Genomic DNA, 16,655 nt, shown 5'->3' on the forward strand with positions numbered 1-16,655 from the left:
TAGGCGTGTCAAAGCGTGCGTGGGTTCGAATCCCACCTTCTCCGCCACTACCACTTGCATAGCTAGCAACAATCCTTCGTCCAATGGGCGGAGGATTTTTTAAATTTCAGGCCAGAGAGTGGGGAGCCATACTTTCTCTTATGAGGCAATGCTTGCCGCACACAGCAAAGAAGGACCCTTTCGGGCCCTTCCGGAGGCAGCACTTGAATGATTTTTGGAATATCTCTGTAAAAAGCTGCTAAAGCGAGTAAGGAACACCAATGGCTTCTGTCTAATGACACTCTGCCGTCAGCACTCTCCTTGGCCAACATTAGTTGCTGCAACAGAATTCCTGTGAGTTTGTCGGGCTTCATTGTCCAACGGAACCACACCTCTCTCTTGTGCTGCCTGATTATATTATGGGTCAGGTCATCCTGTTTTATACATGGCCGCTAAAAATTTAATGTACGCGCGCTTTCTCGACCTTTTTCCATTTGCGGTTTTTATTTGTGGTTTCCGGGAAGGTATCGCCCTTTTTCAGTTTGATCGACTTCGGGTTCTGAATCTCCGTATGAAAGCTTCGCGCCTCGCCTACCTCTGTATAGACTCCTGGATTCGGAGCCCTTTGGCCTTCTTCAAATTCGGTCTGTTCGCCCATTCTGTCTCCTCCTTTTCGTATTAAAATGAATTGCAGTTCTATTGTGCACACTGCATCGCAGCTTCATGTAACGGGAGAAAGTCCATAATCAGACAGGACAAACAGGAATAGAGCTTGCATTGGATTCGCAGATTTGGTATATTATTATAGTTCGAGTTTGTGCTCGATCCTTGCTCCTGACTATGATCAGGGGCCTTAGACCATAAGGAGGTGAAAGTTATGCGCAAATACGAAGTGATGTACATTATTCGTCCTGACATTGAACAAGAAGCCGTTCAAGCAGCAGTCGAAAAATTCCAAGGCATCATCTCCAGCGGCGGCGAAATTACAAAGCACGATGTGCAGGGTAAGAAGCGTCTTGCGTATGAGATCAAGAAATTCCGTGATGGCGTTTATGTTCTGGTTAACTTCAATGCAGAGCCTGCAGTAGTTGCCGAATTGGAACGTCTGATGAAAATTTCCGACGAAGTCATTCGTTATCTCATCACGAACGACGTTGCCTAATCGCGCGAAGTTCGCTTTGTAAGGAAATCGCTCCAAGGAGGGGACCAAAGATGTTGAACCGTGTCATACTGATCGGCCGATTGACCCGTGATCCTGAGCTGCGCTATACGCCTGCCGGCGTTGCCGTAACCCAGTTTACGCTTGCCGTAGACCGGCCTTTTACAAGCCAGGGCGGCGAACGTGAAGCGGATTTCATTCCGGTCGTAACCTGGAGACAGCTGGCGGAGACCTGTGCCAATTATTTGCGCAAAGGTCGGCTGACGGCGGTAGAGGGACGTATCCAAGTACGGAATTACGAGAATAACGAAGGTAAACGTGTATACGTGACCGAGGTTATTGCCGATAATGTCCGGTTCCTGGAGTCTTCCCAGAGCCGTGAGGGCGGAAACGCATCCGGCGGAGGGAATATGCCCGAGCCACCTTCATACGGCGGCGGCGGACGCGGAAACAGCGGAAATGGCGGTTTCTCGCGCAACAATAATCAGGACCCCTTTTCGGGCGACGGTAAACCGATTGATATATCGGACGATGATTTGCCATTTTAATACGGAAGGACTGAAAAGACAATGGCTTTTAAACAAAGAGAAGGCGGAGACAACGATAAAAGACCTCCACGTCGCGGCGGCCGCAACAAGCGTCGTAAAGTATGCTTCTTCACTGTAAACAAAATTACTCACATTGACTATAAAGATACGGAACTGCTGAAGAAATTCATCAGCGAGCGCGGTAAAATTTTGCCTCGCCGTGTAACCGGCACAAGCGCAAAATACCAACGTGCCCTGACAATCGCAATCAAACGTTCGCGTCAAATTGCGCTTCTGCCTTACACTACGGAATAGTAGTTAAAGCAGAATCTTTACTTGAAACGTACACCCCCTAGAATCCATATTAGGATATTTCCTGATGGGTTTTAGGGGGTGTATTTTTTTCAGTCATTAAGGGCCATAGGTTGCAATTAGAATGGACCAAGGCAACTGCCCCAGCAGGCCGATTGACTCAATCAACCAAATGTAGTAAATTTAAACCATCCTATAGCGAAGGGGAAATTTTGATGTCGGTGAGCGTTCTTAACTAAGCAATTTCATATCACCTGAAGGCAGAATAGCAGTTGTTGCTTCAATCAGTGAAGCGCATGCTTGTTTAGGCGTGACTATAGCGCATAAGCACATGTCTTGCTGACACGGCCGTGCTATGCCCATGGTGGATGATTTAGTTAAGAACACGCGACGCGTCAATAGCCTCTTTACGGCTGTTTATCCCGCTTAAGCGAACCAACCGTGCTCTTGCAGCACGGTTTTGTTTGTTTATTGGGCGCATGGGAGCTATCCTGGCCCCCATGCGCAGTACAAGGGATCAGTGTAAGGATTAGGGCAAGGAATGCCGCAGCGGCATTCTTTGCCCTTTTTTGCGTTACGGATGAATTTCAGGACGATGAACCTAACCCATGAGGAGGAACAAACATGCATTTACCAAGCTGGCAAACGCTCGAATATCATCAGATCAAGGAAGAGCTGGGACGCTATGCGGTCTCTTATGCCGGGAGATCGCTTATTGCGGAGCTTGCGCCGATGACTGAGCTTACAGCGATTCAGAGGGCCATAGAAGAGACTGCCGAGGCGAAGGAATTATTAATGAAAGGTTCAAGTGTGCCGATTCCCTCGCTAGAAGGGATAGAGTGGGTAATGTCGCTGCTCGGAACGGGATATTTGTTCAATGAGCAGGATTTTACGTCGGTCGGTGTATTTCTGAACAGCTGCGGCCAGCTGCGCAAGTATATGGCTTCCAAGGGGACTGCGCCGCGGATCGGCGCATATGCGTCTTCGCTGGCGGAGCTGAAGGCGCTCAAGGCGGAGATTGACCGCTGCATCCGGTTCGGGATAATTGACGATCAGGCGAGCAAGGGGCTGGAGAAGGTGCGTAAGCGGCTGAGAGTGACCAAAGAACGGCTGCTGAAGAAAATCGACAGCGTGATGTCGCGGCACCGGTCTATTTTGCAGGAGAATCTGTACAGTCAGCGGGGAGGCCGCTATGTGATTCCGGTCAAGCGTGAGTATCATAAGCAGGTGAAGGGGGCGGTGCTCGATCAGTCCACAAGCGGACAGACGGTGTATGTGGAACCGGAGGAGGTTGCCGCCCTGCAAGGGGAGCTGGAGATGCTGACGGCCGAAGAAGCGCGGGAGGAAGGCATCATCCTAAGCATGCTGACCGGACTGATCGAACGGGAGCAGGATGCGCTGCGGCTGAATATCGAAATTACGGGCGTGTATGATTTTATATTTGCCAAGGGGAAATACGCCGCCGCGATAGGGGCGGAAGCCGTAAGCTTCAACAACCGGGGGGAAATGCGGCTCTGCGGAGCCAGACATCCGATGCTTGCCGGGATGGTGCCGATCCATGTGGAGTTCGGGCGGGGGTATCGGTCGCTGGTCATTACCGGCCCGAATACGGGCGGGAAGACGGTTGTACTGAAGACGGTGGGGCTGCTTGTGCTGATGGCCCAGTCGGGGCTTTTGATTCCGGCGGACCAGGAGAGCGAGCTTCCCGTTTTTTCAAACGTGATGAGTGTGATCGGAGACGGGCAGAGCCTGACGCAGTCCCTCAGCACGTTCTCCGCACAAATGAAGGCGATCGAGGAGATGCTGCGCGCGGCGGGACCGAATGTTCTGCTGCTGATCGATGAGCTGGCGGCGGGAACAGATCCGGGGGAGGGCATCGCGCTGTCGATCGCCATTCTGGAGGAGCTGAGCCACAAGGGGGCCCATATGATCGTCACGACGCATTTTAACGAGTTAAAGGCTTTTGCCTCGGCGGCGCCGCAATTCCAAAATGCGCGAATGGAATTTGACCCGGTTACGCTCCGTCCGCTCTATAAGCTGACCATAGGGGTAGCGGGGCACAGCTATGCGCTGCAAATTGCGGAGAAGCTCGGGATCGACGCCAAAGTCATTGCACGCTCGCATCAAATAATGGGAGGCCCGCATTGTGAACAGCCGGGTGGACAAGAGATGGAGCTGTGGCAGGCCAGTGATGAAACTGGGGAAAGTAAGGAAAGCGAGCACCGGGAAACGGCTGAAACGGCGGAAAGAGAGCAGCCCCTTGCGGAGGAAGAGACGAAGGAGCATCCGTTGCGTCCGCATTCTTTTGAAATCGGTGATGCGGTCTATGTCAGCCCGCTTGGCAGAACGGGAATCGTGTACGAGAAACAGAATGCAAGAGGCATGGTGGGCGTCATGGTGCAAAAGCATAAAATGCAGATTAACCATAAACGCTTGAAGCCGCATCTGTCCAAAGATGAGCTGTATCCGGACAATTATGATCTGGACATTGTGCTGGAGTCGAAAGAAAACCGTAAGAAGCGGAATTTGATGCGGCGCAAACATGTGGAAGGGCTCATGATCATCAAAGAAAAGGAGAGGAAGGATTGATAGTAATAAATCATATTGACGCAATTTATATTGCATTGTATGATGTTTAAAATTTTGTTAAAGAAAAGATTATCGGTATCCGTCCATGATTTTGCTCTGAATTGACCAATGGTTTATTTATTGACCGCTGGATGAGAAAGCGTTCGCAGCCATTTTAGAAGAAGGGATTGAATACATGAACAACCGATATATACTCAGGGTTCTCGCTCCACTGCTCCTCGTAATGACGCTGGTATCCGCCTGCAGCGGGGCAGGCGCTCCGGACAATCGCGGGGGGAATGGGCCTTCCGCTCAAACGGGCATTGAAGGCGAGACGAAGGCAGGCGGAACGGTAACTTACGGTTATCCTTCTCCGTTTAAGGGATTGTTCGAACCGGCATTTTATGAAGGGGAAGATGATCTCCGTGTTCTGGAGTTTATAACGGAGCCGCTGCTCACGGTCAAGGATGACCTCACTACCGCTCCCGGTATTGCGACCTGGCAGGAATCGGCGGATCATAAAACCTTCACTTTCAAAATAAAGCATGGCGTACGTTGGCAGAATGGCGATGAACTGACGGTAGAGGACTGGAAATTTGCGCTGGAGGTTATTGCCCATCCGGATTATACCGGACCGCGCTATTACAGTGTGGAAATGATTGAAGGCGCCGAGGCTTACCGCGCCGGAAAGGCGAAGAGGATATCGGGCATCCGGATTATTGATCCCTATACGATGGAGATTAAGGTAACGACCGCGCGTGTCAATACGATTGACAATCTGTGGGCCTATCCGATGAACGAGCGATATTTTGCAGGAGTGGCGGTAAAAGATATGCCAAGCAGCGATCAGGTGCGCAAGGCGCCCATCGGGATCGGACCGTTCCAGGTGAAGAACATCCAGCCGGGAGAATTTGTTGAAATGTCCCGCTTTGACAATTACTACAAAGGCAAACCGCTTCTTGACGGCGTTCTGTATAAGGTATTTGACGACAAGATGATCGCAAGCCTGTTCGAGCAGGGGGCCATTGATATCGAGCAGGCGCCGCGGGATGCCTACGAAAGTCTGAACAAGCTGGATAATGTCAAGCTGATGCAATCACCTGATTTGTCTTACGAGTATATAGGCTTCAAGTTCGGGCATTGGGATGCCAAGGCGCAAAGAATCGTCATGGACAACCCCAAGTTCGCTGATAAACGGCTGCGGCAGGCCATGTATTATGCTCTGGACCGTCAAGGGATTATAGATGGCTTCTCTTATGGGCTGGGCAAGCTGGCGGAAACGCCGATCTCCAGCGAAAGCTGGGCCAAAATTCCGGAGGAGCAAATTAACCGGTATCCGTATGATCCGGGGAAGGCCAAAGAGCTGCTGGATGAAGCCGGCTATAAGGATAAGGACGGGGATGGCTTGCGGGAAGATCCCAAGGGCGCGAAGTTCGTGATTCATTTCGACAGCATGGTTGGCGGTGTCAACGATGAGCCGCGGACCGAGGCTATGCTCCAGAACTGGAGAGAGGTGGGCCTCGATGTCAGGCTGAACGGCGGAGCGCTGAAGGAAATGAACACGTTCTATACGATGGTGGAGGAGGACGATCCGTCGGTGGAGCTGTTCAACGGTGTCTGGGGATTGTCCAATGATCCGGACCCTTCGGGACTATGGAGGGAGAATGACCTGTGGAACTATCCGCGGTGGTCCTCCAGGGAGAACGAGCGATTGATCCGCGAAGGGGTAAGCGTGAAGGCGTATGACCGCGATTACCGCAAGCAGGTGTATTACGACTGGCAGAAATTAATCAATGAAGAAGTGCCGATGATGATCTTTGCGGAGCGCGAGACGATTATCGCGGCGAACAAGCGCCTTCAGGGAGTGAAGGTCAACGCGTACACCCATATCATCGATCCTTACAAGTGGTGGATAAAAGACGGCGAATAGGGAGGCGCGGGCATAGTGCTGACATATGCGCTTCGCAGGCTGGCCGGCGCGGTGCCGCTGCTGCTGCTGATCTCTGTCCTGGTGTTTGCTCTGGCCAAGCAAATGCCGGGGGACGGTCTTGGCGGCGGGCTGAATCCGGGCAATAAAGATCCCCGGTATATTTCGGATATGCGCGAAAAGCTGGGGTACGGCGATTCCTTGGCCGTTCAATATATCCGCTGGCTTAAGCAGGCGGTCTCCGGCAATTTCGGGCAATCCTTTCTGTACAAAATGCCTGCCGGCGAGCTGATCGGCCAGCGTCTGCCGGCAACTCTGCTGCTGGCCGGACTGTCGCTTTTCATCACGTATGGAGTTTCTTTGACGCTTGGAATGATCGCCGGGCGCAATCCGGGAAGCCGGCTCGACCGCCTGATCCTGACGGCTGTATATGTTGCCTACGCGATTCCGACCTCTATTGCTGCCATCTTGGCCATCTACATCTTTGCGGTTGTTCTTCATTGGGTGCCGCTTGGGGGCACGGTATCGGTTGTAACTTCAAGGGGACTGTCCGCGCTTGGCGACAGGGTCATTCATGCCCTGCTGCCCGCAGCTGTGCTGGGGCTGTTCAATACGGCGGCTTATACGCAGTTTTTGCGTAATGAAATTGTGGAGAACAGCGGCAAGAATTATGTGCGAACTGCTGTCTCCAAAGGCATATCCAGATCCTCGGTGTATAACAGGCATATTCTGCGCAACTCGCTCCTTCCGCTTGTTACCTTTCTGGGCATGGATATCGGAGGACTGTTGGGCGGCTCGGTAGTCATCGAAAATCTGTTCGCCTATCCGGGTATCGGAACGCTGTTTGTGGCGGCGGTCTCCGGACGGGATTATGCGGTAATGATGGCGGTGACGCTAATGACGGGCTTTATGATCGTCGCCGGAAATGCTGTGGCGGATATATTGTACGGCTGGCTTGATCCCCGCATACGCGCGGGCTACAACGGAGGAAGATCATGACGAACAAGAATGCGCCTGTTTCGCTTATGGGCGCCAGCGCCCGAAAGTTTGCGGCCAATCGGCCGGCTGTCGTTTCGCTGTTGTTTCTTATCGCTGTGTTGGCGCTGTGCCTGCTCGCTCCCTGGCTTACAGCCCATGATCCGGTGAAGATCAATCTGCGGAGCCTGAACCAAGAGCCAAGCGCCGAGCATTGGCTCGGCACCGACAAGGGAGGGCGGGATATGGTCTCCCGTCTACTATTCGGGGGCCGGGCGACGCTATGGATCAGTCTGTGCGTAACCGCAATCATAGCCGGTACGGGGACCGTGGTCGGGGTCCTGGCCGGCTATTTTGGCGGCTCGGCGGATTCGCTGCTGATGCGGATGACCGACGTCGTTCTGTCGTTTCCGTTCATTATTCTTGTTATTGTTGTAAAGAGCGTCGATCCGGACGGAGGCATTCCCTCGCTGATCTGGACGGTGGGGCTGCTCGGCTGGGGCGGATTCGCCCGGGTCATCCGGGCCAAGACGCTGGCCGAGAAGGAAAATGAATATATGCTGGCTGCGAGGGCGCTGGGTGCCGGGACGCTGCGGATATTGACGCGCCATCTGCTGCCGGGGCTGCTAGGTGTCTTTATCGTTAATCTGATGTGGACGGCGGCGGCCATGATCGGAGTGGAGGCGAGTCTCAGCTTTCTCGGCTTCGGTGTGCCCGTCGGACAGCCCAGCTGGGGCAATATGCTGGCGGATGCGCTTTCTCCGGAAGTTATCAGTGGACAGTGGTGGGTGTGGCTTCCCGCGTGCCTGCTCATTACCGGGGTCATTCTTTCCATCCATTTTATCGGTGAAGGGGTAAAGGAGGCAATCAGCATCCAGGAGAGACATATCTAGTTTTTGAGTGTTTGAGTGACGAAGTGTGACTCTTTTTTTACCAAATATGTAGTTTTTTGTTGTTTCATTTTGTCTTCATAGTGATTACAATAGACATATTGCTTGTTTTATATAAGCTGCAAGCCGACCTGGAAAGGAGGACCGCGCTAACGAAGCCAGGGTCAAGCGCCGCTGGAGGGTATGTCTTTCATGCAAGGCCAATCCATGACCGCTCCATTTATTGCCCGGACGGCCATTCCCATATATAGCAGGGCCATTCACTCTACTCTATTGTAAAAGAAGGAATCTATTGTGAGAAAAAAGTGGAAAAAACGATATATTGCCTTAACCGTTCTGTTAATCATTATCGCCGGAGGATTTCTGTTCCGTAAGCCGCTCACTGTCCTGGCCTTCGATCTGTTCCTGTCGGACAGGGTGGAGGAGACGCTGGCTCAGAAATCCTACCAGCCGCTTACGAAGAGCGAGGACAATTCCGTCAAGCCTGAACCGGTGGCCTACAAGAGAGAGCCTTTCTCTGTGATGCTGCTTGGCACCGACCAGCGAAAGACGGAAACGGCCAGGTCCGATACGATGATCTACGCGGTGGTAAGACCCGAGGATTACAAAGTTCTGCTTATTTCGATCCCCCGCGATACCTACACCCCCATTATCGGACATAACGGCGACAAGAAGGACAAGATTACGCACGCTTACGCTTTCGGTGGCCAGCAGATGGCGAAGGATACGCTGGAAGCGCTGCTGGGGCATACGATTCAATACTATGCGACCATTAACTTTCAAGGTCTGAAGGATACCGTCAACGCCCTCGGAGGACTGCCGCTGCCGATTCAGAAGACGATTGTGAACAAAGGCAAGGACCATGAGAAATTTACGATTGTGGGCGGCAAATCTCTGTATGACGGCGAGGAATCGCTGAACTATGTCCGCTACCGCGAGGACAGCGACTTTAACCGCACGAAGCGCCAGCAGGTCTTTCTGGATGTGCTTGCGAACAAGATGCTGTCGCTTAACCAAATCGGCAATATAACGGAGTTGCTGAATATCCTTGGCGAGAATTTCAAGACCGATATGAAGCCTGAGATGATTACCGATCTGGCTAAGAAGTTTCTGGGCGGCAAGGAGATGGATATTTCCAGCTTCACCGTTATGGGCGAAGGAGCCCGCATTGACGGCGTGTATTATGATGTTATAAATGAAGAGGACCTGAACGAAGCGAAGACGATGATCGACAACTGGATGAATGCCGGAACGCCGGTGGACCAATTGATCGAGCCGGGAAAAGCGGGCGACGCGCTGAAGGCCAAGGCGACATCGGCGGCCCACTAAAGCAACTTTGAAACCGCGCGTTCACTTGCAAGAAGCTATAGCAGCAGCCCTGACCTGAGCAGTTACCGGCTGCTGCTTCTTGTTCCTATGGTATACTATTGCTTGGAAGGACCCCTTCGGAAAGATAGGGGAGAACCGTTATCCTTGGGGACTTTTTGAGGAGGACCAAGAAGATGAATATTGCGTTTTTTTTGCTTCCGAAGCAGGAGGTGGCCTGCGTTACGCTGGATTCCACCCTGCGGCAGACGCTTGAACGAATGGAGCATCACAGATACACCGCCATTCCGATCCTGGGCAGAGACGGGGAATACGCCGGTACGGTGACAGAGGGAGATTTGCTCTGGTACATGAAGGATTCAGGCGGAAAGGTCACGTTCGACAACGCGTCGGAATTTTTGCTGAAGGATGTTCCTTTGCGGATGAACAACAAGCCCGTGTCCATCGATGCGGATATGGAAGATCTGATTAATCTGGCCAAGGTTCAGAATTTTGTGCCGGTTGTTGACGACATGAACCGTTTCATCGGGATTGTCCGCCGCAGTCAAATTATCGGGTATTGCGAGAAGTTCGTATTCCGTCAATCGTTGGAATCTTTGTAAGCGGGATCACCCTGGTACAGAAGACGTGGTGATGCGGCCTGTATTCCGAAACAAGGGAATGCGGGCTTTTTTTGAATCACAGCTGCGGCTGTGGGGGGCCGTGTTGCGGATAGGCATTTATGCTATAATGGAGAATAAAGCTTTTTCCCGGAGGTAGAGAGACGTGCCCAATATGCCGAAGGATTTGGATGTAGCCAAGCGGGCCAAGGTTATCGAATGGCTGAAGACCGAGGTCATTGATCAGGTATCACGGCTGTTTAAAGCGCTGTGGGAAGGCAGCACGGCCCGTGTCAGCGACAGCTTGGCGAGTTTGATTATGAGCTCTTATATTCTGGGCCGCAGGCTTGGCATTTCGTACCGAGATTTGGACGAGGCGTTGCTGGAGAAGCTGAGAAAGCACCGGCAGGAAGGCCATCAGCTGGAAGAATGGTACCAGGATATATCTGCGTTAGAAGAACATATGCGTAAGAGGTGAACATTGTTGAAATATCGCTGGACATCCGTGGCCTGGAGTATTGCCTACCTGCTCCTGCTGTTATCCCTGTCAACCCCATTTCTCATCATCACGACACTGTTTATCATTATTCCGGTGGCCCTGCTGTTCACTACGCTGAATACAAGGCAGTTCATTTTAACAATAGTGCCCGTATGGCTTGTGCTCGGATTAATCAGCCCGGTCTATATACTGATAGCCGCTTACCTGATTGTTCCGGCGCTTGTCATGGGACGGAGATATAAGAAGAAAGCTACAGCCTCTTCGACGATCCTTGCCGGCACTATTACACTTCTTGGAGAATTTCTGCTGCTGCTCCTTCTGGGGAAGACTCTGTTTCAGTTCGACCTGTATAATTATGTATACGATGTGCTGAACGAGATGCGGACGATGGCGCTGTCCCCGATGCAGGAATTCGGTATGGGGAACTTTCTGGGAGGAAGCTCAGAGGATATCAGCAACAACAGCCGCGCGTTCATTCAGGTCATTCCGATGGCGCTGATTATGTCTTCATTCGTAATCACTGTAATCACGCACTCGATTGTCCGGCCGATTCTGAACAGTATGGGATACGCCGTACCCAAGCTGAAGCCTGCGCGTGATTGGAGGATTCCCAAATCCTTCATTTGGTACTATTTAATCGCCACGGTGATCCAGCTGCTCTTCTTCAAATCGGATAACAGCTTTATGACAATGATTACGGCCAACTTGGTTCCGCTGCTGCGGGTTTGCTTTATAATCCAGACGATTGGTTTCTTCTTCTTTATCGCCCATGAACGGAACTGGAACAAGACGATTCCGGTTATTCTGGCGATAATGGCCATTATGCTGCCGCCGCTGTGGATTATCGGGATTATTGACCTGGTGGTGCCGCTCCGGGAAATGGTGGCCAAATCGAAACGATAGGGTGAGAGCTCATGCCAAAATTTCTGCAAAGACGCTGGCACGGCTATCATACCGTCTGGGCGTTCTTGCTGCTGCTGGTCCTTATTATCCTGGTCAGCGTCTATAACTGGGTCCTTGGTGTGGTCAGCCTGTTTCTGGCCGGAACGCTGTGTTTTACAATGCTCAAGGCTGAAATATCGTTTCGGCGCAACCTTGTGGAATACATTAACGGCCTCTCTTTCCGCATCAAGCGGGTGGAGGGAGAAGCGATCGGAACGCTGCCGCTGGGCATTATTCTTTACGGCGAGGACCGCTCGGTGGAGTGGAACAACCGCTATGCCGGGAATGTTTTTGCGCGCAAATCGCTGGTGAATGAGCCGCTCCAGGAGCTGTTGCCGGATGTGGTGCCGATGGCTGGCGGCGGGCCTTCTGTGAAACGGGAAGCGGGTAAGGAAGGCGTTCAGAAGGAGCTTCGCGCGGAAATCAAAATTGACGAGCGCTATTACCAGACTGTCGTTATCCCAAGCGAGAGGCTGCTCTATTTGTATGAAATTACCGAGCTGATTGACCTGCGGCAGCGGTACGAGGAAGAGAAGCTGGCGCTGGGCATCCTGCTGATGGATAATCTTGATGAGGCCGCGCAGGGAATGGACGATCAGCAGCGAACCTCGCTCATTGCGAAGGTAACGAGCGAAATCACCGATTGGGCCAAACAGTTCGAGGTCTATCTGCGCCGTCTTTCCTCGGAGCGTTATATGATGCTGCTGAATTACCGCAGCCTGCAGGCGCTGGAAGAGAGCCGGTTCGTCATCCTGGACGAGGTGCGGGAGATGACGGCGGATCTGAAGGTGCCGATGACGCTGAGCATCGGCCTGGCGTTCGGAGCGGAGTCGGCAAGCGAGCTTGGGGCGCTGGCGCAGTCGAGTCTTGATATGGCGCTTGGAAGAGGCGGCGACCAGGCGGCTGTCAAGGCGGGGCAGCGGCTTTCGTTCTACGGCGGCAAGACGAACGCGGCGGAGAAGCGCACACGGGTGCGGGCGCGCGTAATCGCCCATGCCCTGCGCGATTTGATTCAGGAGAGCGACCGGGTCATCATTATGGGCCACCGCAATCCCGATATCGACGCCGTGGGCGCCTCCATCGGCCTGCTCCGCGCGGCTCAGATGTATAACGTGGAAGCCGATATCGTCCTCGAAGGGCCGAATCCGTCCATAACGCGCATGCTGGAGCAGCTCCGGAGAGACGGAGAGCTGTATAGCTCTCTTATCTCGACCGAGCAGGCGCTGCAAGTGATGACCGAGCATACGCTATTGATCGTAGTCGATACGCACAAGGCTTCGATGACGATGGAGCCGCGGCTCGTTCAATATGCCAGCCGGATTGTTGTTGTAGACCACCACCGGCGGGGCGAGGAATTCATCAACGAAGCGGTGCTTGTCTATCTGGAGCCGTATGCGTCTTCCACCTGCGAGCTGGTGACGGAGCTTTTGCAATACATTCATGAGAAGGTCAAGCTCAGCGCGCTGGAAGCGACGATGCTGCTTGCCGGCATTACGGTGGACACGAAGCATTTTGCCCTTCATACCGGGTCGCGCACGTTCGAAGCGGCGGGCTTCCTGCGCAGGCTTGGCGCAGATACCATTCTCATTCAGCGGATGCTGAAAGAGGATTTGCAGGAGTATATCTCGAAAGCGGAAATTATCAAGCACGCCCGCATGGTCTATGACCATATTGCGCTGGTAGTGACGAAGCCCGGCATGAAAATACCGCAGCTCCTGATCGCCCAGACGGCGGATACGCTGCTGGGAATGACGAATGTGCTCGCCTCCTTTGTAATCAGCGAGCGTCCGGACGGCCTGATCGGCATCAGCGCCCGTTCGCTGGGACGGATGAATGTGCAGGTCGTCATGGAGAAGCTGGGCGGCGGCGGACATTTGACCAATGCGGCCGTACAGCTTGAAGGAACAAGTAAGGAAGCAGAGGCCAGACTGCTGGAGGTGCTGGCGGAAATCGAAGCGAAAGAGGGTCTGTTCGAATGAAGGTAATATTCATTAAAGACGTTAAAGGTCAGGGCAAGAAGGGCCAAATCAAGGAAGTATCGGAAGGCTACGCGACCAACTTCCTGCTGCCGCGGGGCATGGCCCGCCCGGCAACCGATGGGAATATGAAGACGCTGGAGAATCAGGCGGCTGCCGAGCAGCGCCGCAAGGAACAGGAGAAAGAGGAAGCGCAGCAGCTTGGAGAGAAGCTCGGCGGACTTGCGCTTACGATGAAAGCGAAAGCGGGAGAAGGCGGCCGGCTGTTCGGCGCCATTACGAGCAAGCAGATTGCCGAAGCGCTGGCGAAGGAGAGCGGGATTACCGTCGACAAGCGCAAAATCGAGCTGGATGAACCGATCCGCCACTTGGGAACGACGCAGGTTCAGGTTAAATTGCATACGGAAGTCAAGGCGGTGCTGAAGGTTCAGGTAACGGAGGAGTAGCATGGGCGGAGATCTCTTTTTCGATCGGGTTCCCCCGCAGAATCTGGAAGCGGAGCAGGCAGTCATCGGCGCTATCTTGCTGCAGGATGAAGCGCTGATTGCCGCCATGGAGCGGGTGAGCACCGAAGATTTCTACGACAAGCCGCATCAAATGATCTTTGAGGCGATGATACAGCTCGGAGAAGAGAACCAGCCGATCGATTTGGTTACCCTGACAGCCAAGCTTCAGGATAAAGGAGAGCTTGAGACGATCGGCGGAGTCAGCTATCTGGCCAAGCTCGCTCATGCCGTTCCTACAGCGGCAAATGTGGATTATTACGCGCAGATCATTGAAGAGAAAGCGATGCTGCGCAGACTTATTCGGACCGCCACGCAGATCGTAAGCGAAGGCTATACCGGCGGCGAGGATGTCGCCGACATGCTGAGCGACGCGGAGCGGCGCATTCTGGAGATCTCGAACCGGCGCAGCGGCAGCGGGTTCATCGCGATCCGCGATGTGCTGATGGAGGTCTTTGACCGGGTGGAGATGCTTCACCAGAATAAAGGAGGCACGTCCGGCATTCCTTCCGGCTTCGCGGACCTTGACCGGATGACCAACGGCTTCCAGCGCAACGACCTCATTATTGTCGCCGCCCGCCCGTCCGTCGGCAAGACGGCCTTTGCGCTGAACATCGCCCAGAATGTGGCGGTGCGCGCGAGGGAGACGGTGGCCATCTTCAGTCTCGAAATGTCGGCCGCCCAGCTTGTGCAGCGGATGATCTGCGCCGAGGCGAATCTGGATGCGAACATTATGCGCACCGGGGACTTCAAGAGCGACGATGACTGGTCGAAGCTGACGATGGGCATTGCCTCCCTGTCGGAGTCGGAAATCTATATTGACGACACGCCGGGCGTAACCGTCGCCGATATCCGGGCCAAGTGCCGGAGGCTCAAGAAGGAAAAAGGGCTGGGCATGATCGTCATCGACTATCTCCAGCTGATTCAGGGGCGCGGCAAGGGCGGAGAGAACCGCCAGCAGGAGGTATCGGATATTTCGCGGACGCTCAAGCAGATCGCGCGGGAGCTGGATGTGCCGGTAATCGCCTTGTCCCAGCTCAGTCGCGGCGTGGAGCAGCGCCAGGACAAACGGCCGATGATGTCGGACCTTCGGGAATCGGGCTCAATCGAGCAGGACGCCGATATTGTCGCGTTTCTGTACCGGGATGATTATTACAATCAGGAGACCGAGAAGAAGAACATTATTGAGATTATTATCGCCAAGCAGCGTAACGGCCCTGTCGGCACAGTGGAGCTGGTATTTCTGAAAAATTTCAACAAGTTCGTCAACTACGAGCGCGCTCACTCCGAACCATTTGCGGGCTAGGGGTAATCATGACAGTTTCCGAACGATTGTACATTTTCTTGTGCAATCGTTCGTTTTTGTTTGACTTTAAAAAAGACGGCTGGTACACTGATAATTGTGCTTTAGCGGATTAAACTGTCTAAAGCGTCCGTCAGGGCTGCGTACATAGCGATATAATAAGGCCCTATAAGAAAAATAATGGTGCTTGAAGCAGCACCTACGGAGGAATGAACATGTCAACGGTAGTCGTTGTGGGAACACAATGGGGAGACGAAGGCAAAGGCAAAATCACGGACTTTCTGGCAGAGAGCGCAGATGTGGTCGCCCGTTATCAGGGGGGCAACAATGCCGGCCACACGATTCTGATTGACGGGAAGAAATTCAAGCTCAGCCTGATTCCGTCGGGCGTCTTCTATAAAGAAAAGACTTGTGTCATCGGCAACGGCATGGTAATCAACCCGGCCGCCCTGATTGAAGAAATCAATTATATCCACGAGAATGGATTCGATACGGACAACCTGGTCATCAGCGACCGCGCCCATGTCATCATGCCTTATCATATGGTGCTGGACGCGCTTGAGGAAGACCGCAAAGGCCCGAACAAGATCGGCACGACCCGTAAGGGAATCGGCCCGGCTTATATGGATAAAGCGGCCCGCAATGGCATTCGGATTGCTGATCTGATGGATGCCGAAGAATTCGAGCTCAAGCTGCGTCATTTGATGAACGAGAAGAATCAGGTCATTACGCAGGTGTACGGCGGAGAGCTGCTGGATGTGGAGGAGACGTTGAAGCAGTATCTGGAGTATGCCGAAGTGCTGCGCCGCTATGTGACGGACACCTCGGTCGTACTGAACGACGCCATCGACGCGGATAACAAGGTGCTGTTCGAAGGCGCCCAAGGCGTCATGCTCGATATCGACCAAGGGACGTATCCGTTCGTAACGTCCTCCAATCCGTCTGCGGGCGGTGTCTGCATCGGCTCCGGTGTAGGGCCTTCGAAGATCAAGCAGGTTATCGGGGTAGCCAAATCGTATACGACGCGTGTCGGCGACGGTCCGTTCCCGACCGAGCTGAATGACGAAATCGGCGACTTGATCCGTGAGACCGGCCATGAGTACGGCACCGTTACCGGACGACCGCGCCGTGTCGGCTGGTTCGACAGCGTCGTTGTCCGCCATGCCCGCC

Annotated in this window: 16 protein-coding genes; 15 read left to right on the plus strand and 1 reads right to left on the minus strand. The window is 53.4% G+C overall.

Annotated features, from left to right (window positions below):
* Positions 1 to 439: 439 nt before the first annotated feature.
* Positions 440 to 637, minus strand: coding sequence for a YjzC family protein (locus L692_RS0120365; RefSeq protein ID WP_025701887.1), 198 nt, complete (start codon positions 635 to 637; stop codon positions 440 to 442).
* 219 nt (positions 638 to 856) lie between these two features.
* Here L692_RS0120365 and rpsF point away from each other — a divergent pair, with 219 nt between their 5' ends.
* The 15 genes from rpsF to L692_RS0120445 all read left to right on the plus strand — a co-directional run.
* Complete coding sequence (rpsF, locus tag L692_RS0120370) at positions 857 to 1,141, plus strand: 30S ribosomal protein S6 (RefSeq protein ID WP_025701888.1); 285 nt, start codon at positions 857 to 859, stop codon at positions 1,139 to 1,141.
* Between the two features lie 50 nt (positions 1,142 to 1,191).
* Positions 1,192 to 1,686 carry a single-stranded DNA-binding protein gene (gene ssb / locus L692_RS0120375; RefSeq protein WP_025701889.1) on the plus strand — a complete coding sequence of 165 codons (495 nt, stop codon included), beginning with the start codon at positions 1,192 to 1,194 and terminating at the stop codon, positions 1,684 to 1,686.
* A 21-nt stretch (positions 1,687 to 1,707) separates the two neighbouring features.
* Positions 1,708 to 1,980, plus strand: a complete 273-nt coding sequence (gene rpsR, locus L692_RS0120380; protein ID WP_025692516.1) for a 30S ribosomal protein S18 — start codon at positions 1,708 to 1,710, stop codon at positions 1,978 to 1,980.
* 621 nt (positions 1,981 to 2,601) lie between these two features.
* The gene (locus L692_RS0120385; protein ID WP_025701890.1) at positions 2,602 to 4,566 is read left to right on the plus strand and encodes an endonuclease MutS2; all 1,965 of its coding nucleotides are present in this window, start codon (positions 2,602 to 2,604) and stop codon (positions 4,564 to 4,566) included.
* 175 nt (positions 4,567 to 4,741) lie between these two features.
* Positions 4,742 to 6,475, plus strand: a complete 1,734-nt coding sequence (gene opp4A, locus L692_RS0120390; RefSeq protein ID WP_025701891.1) for an oligopeptide ABC transporter substrate-binding protein — start codon at positions 4,742 to 4,744, stop codon at positions 6,473 to 6,475.
* A gap of 15 nt (positions 6,476 to 6,490) precedes the next feature.
* On the plus strand, positions 6,491 to 7,471 hold the full coding sequence (locus L692_RS0120395; RefSeq protein ID WP_025701892.1) for an ABC transporter permease: 981 nt from the start codon (positions 6,491 to 6,493) through the stop codon (positions 7,469 to 7,471).
* Positions 7,468 to 8,340, plus strand: coding sequence for an ABC transporter permease (locus tag L692_RS0120400; RefSeq protein ID WP_025701893.1), 873 nt, complete (start codon positions 7,468 to 7,470; stop codon positions 8,338 to 8,340). The genes L692_RS0120395 and L692_RS0120400 overlap by 4 nt, the downstream gene beginning before the upstream one ends.
* A 291-nt stretch (positions 8,341 to 8,631) precedes the next feature.
* Entirely contained in the window at positions 8,632 to 9,666 is a 1,035-nt protein-coding gene (locus tag L692_RS0120405) for an LCP family protein (protein ID WP_025701894.1), read from the plus strand.
* A 173-nt stretch (positions 9,667 to 9,839) separates the two neighbouring features.
* Positions 9,840 to 10,265, plus strand: a complete 426-nt coding sequence (locus L692_RS0120410) for a CBS domain-containing protein (protein WP_025701895.1) — start codon at positions 9,840 to 9,842, stop codon at positions 10,263 to 10,265.
* Positions 10,266 to 10,437: 172 nt separating this feature from the next.
* Complete coding sequence (locus tag L692_RS0120420) at positions 10,438 to 10,740, plus strand: MazG-like family protein (RefSeq protein ID WP_025701896.1); 303 nt, start codon at positions 10,438 to 10,440, stop codon at positions 10,738 to 10,740.
* A gap of 6 nt (positions 10,741 to 10,746) precedes the next feature.
* Positions 10,747 to 11,664 (plus strand): DUF2232 domain-containing protein, encoded by a 918-nt coding sequence (locus L692_RS0120425; RefSeq protein ID WP_025701897.1) that lies wholly within the window; start codon positions 10,747 to 10,749, stop codon positions 11,662 to 11,664.
* Positions 11,665 to 11,675: 11 nt separating this feature from the next.
* A complete protein-coding gene (locus L692_RS0120430; RefSeq protein WP_025701898.1) occupies positions 11,676 to 13,682 on the plus strand; it encodes a DHH family phosphoesterase in 2,007 nt (668 codons plus the stop codon).
* Entirely contained in the window at positions 13,679 to 14,125 is a 447-nt protein-coding gene (rplI, locus tag L692_RS0120435; RefSeq protein WP_025701899.1) for a 50S ribosomal protein L9, read from the plus strand. Before L692_RS0120430 ends, rplI begins: the two co-directional genes overlap by 4 nt.
* A 1-nt stretch (position 14,126) precedes the next feature.
* A complete protein-coding gene (gene dnaB / locus L692_RS0120440; protein WP_025701900.1) occupies positions 14,127 to 15,488 on the plus strand; it encodes a replicative DNA helicase in 1,362 nt (453 codons plus the stop codon).
* Positions 15,489 to 15,700: 212 nt separating this feature from the next.
* On the plus strand, positions 15,701 to 16,655 hold a 955-nt coding region (locus tag L692_RS0120445; RefSeq protein WP_025701901.1), incomplete at its 3' end, for an adenylosuccinate synthase.

It is taken from the genome of Paenibacillus forsythiae T98 (genome assembly GCF_000520735.1).
Lineage (GTDB): Bacteria > Bacillota > Bacilli > Paenibacillales > Paenibacillaceae > Paenibacillus_AQ > Paenibacillus_AQ forsythiae.

Excerpts from the sequence above, each read along its gene's own strand:
- rplI (WP_025701899.1), top strand. The coding sequence starts at position 13,679 with ATGAAGGTAATATTCATTAAAGACGTTAAAGGTCAGGGCAAGAAGGGC.
- opp4A (WP_025701891.1), top strand. The coding sequence starts at position 4,742 with ATGAACAACCGATATATACTCAGGGTTCTCGCTCCACTGCTCCTCGTA.
- L692_RS0120430 (WP_025701898.1), top strand. The coding sequence starts at position 11,676 with ATGCCAAAATTTCTGCAAAGACGCTGGCACGGCTATCATACCGTCTGG.
- rpsF (WP_025701888.1), top strand. The coding sequence starts at position 857 with ATGCGCAAATACGAAGTGATGTACATTATTCGTCCTGACATTGAACAA.
- L692_RS0120400 (WP_025701893.1), top strand. The coding sequence starts at position 7,468 with ATGACGAACAAGAATGCGCCTGTTTCGCTTATGGGCGCCAGCGCCCGA.
- L692_RS0120410 (WP_025701895.1), top strand. The coding sequence starts at position 9,840 with ATGAATATTGCGTTTTTTTTGCTTCCGAAGCAGGAGGTGGCCTGCGTT.
- L692_RS0120365 (WP_025701887.1), bottom strand. The coding sequence starts at position 637 with ATGGGCGAACAGACCGAATTTGAAGAAGGCCAAAGGGCTCCGAATCCA.
- dnaB (WP_025701900.1), top strand. The coding sequence starts at position 14,127 with ATGGGCGGAGATCTCTTTTTCGATCGGGTTCCCCCGCAGAATCTGGAA.
- rpsR (WP_025692516.1), top strand. The coding sequence starts at position 1,708 with ATGGCTTTTAAACAAAGAGAAGGCGGAGACAACGATAAAAGACCTCCA.
- ssb (WP_025701889.1), top strand. The coding sequence starts at position 1,192 with ATGTTGAACCGTGTCATACTGATCGGCCGATTGACCCGTGATCCTGAG.
- L692_RS0120420 (WP_025701896.1), top strand. The coding sequence starts at position 10,438 with ATGCCGAAGGATTTGGATGTAGCCAAGCGGGCCAAGGTTATCGAATGG.
- L692_RS0120385 (WP_025701890.1), top strand. The coding sequence starts at position 2,602 with ATGCATTTACCAAGCTGGCAAACGCTCGAATATCATCAGATCAAGGAA.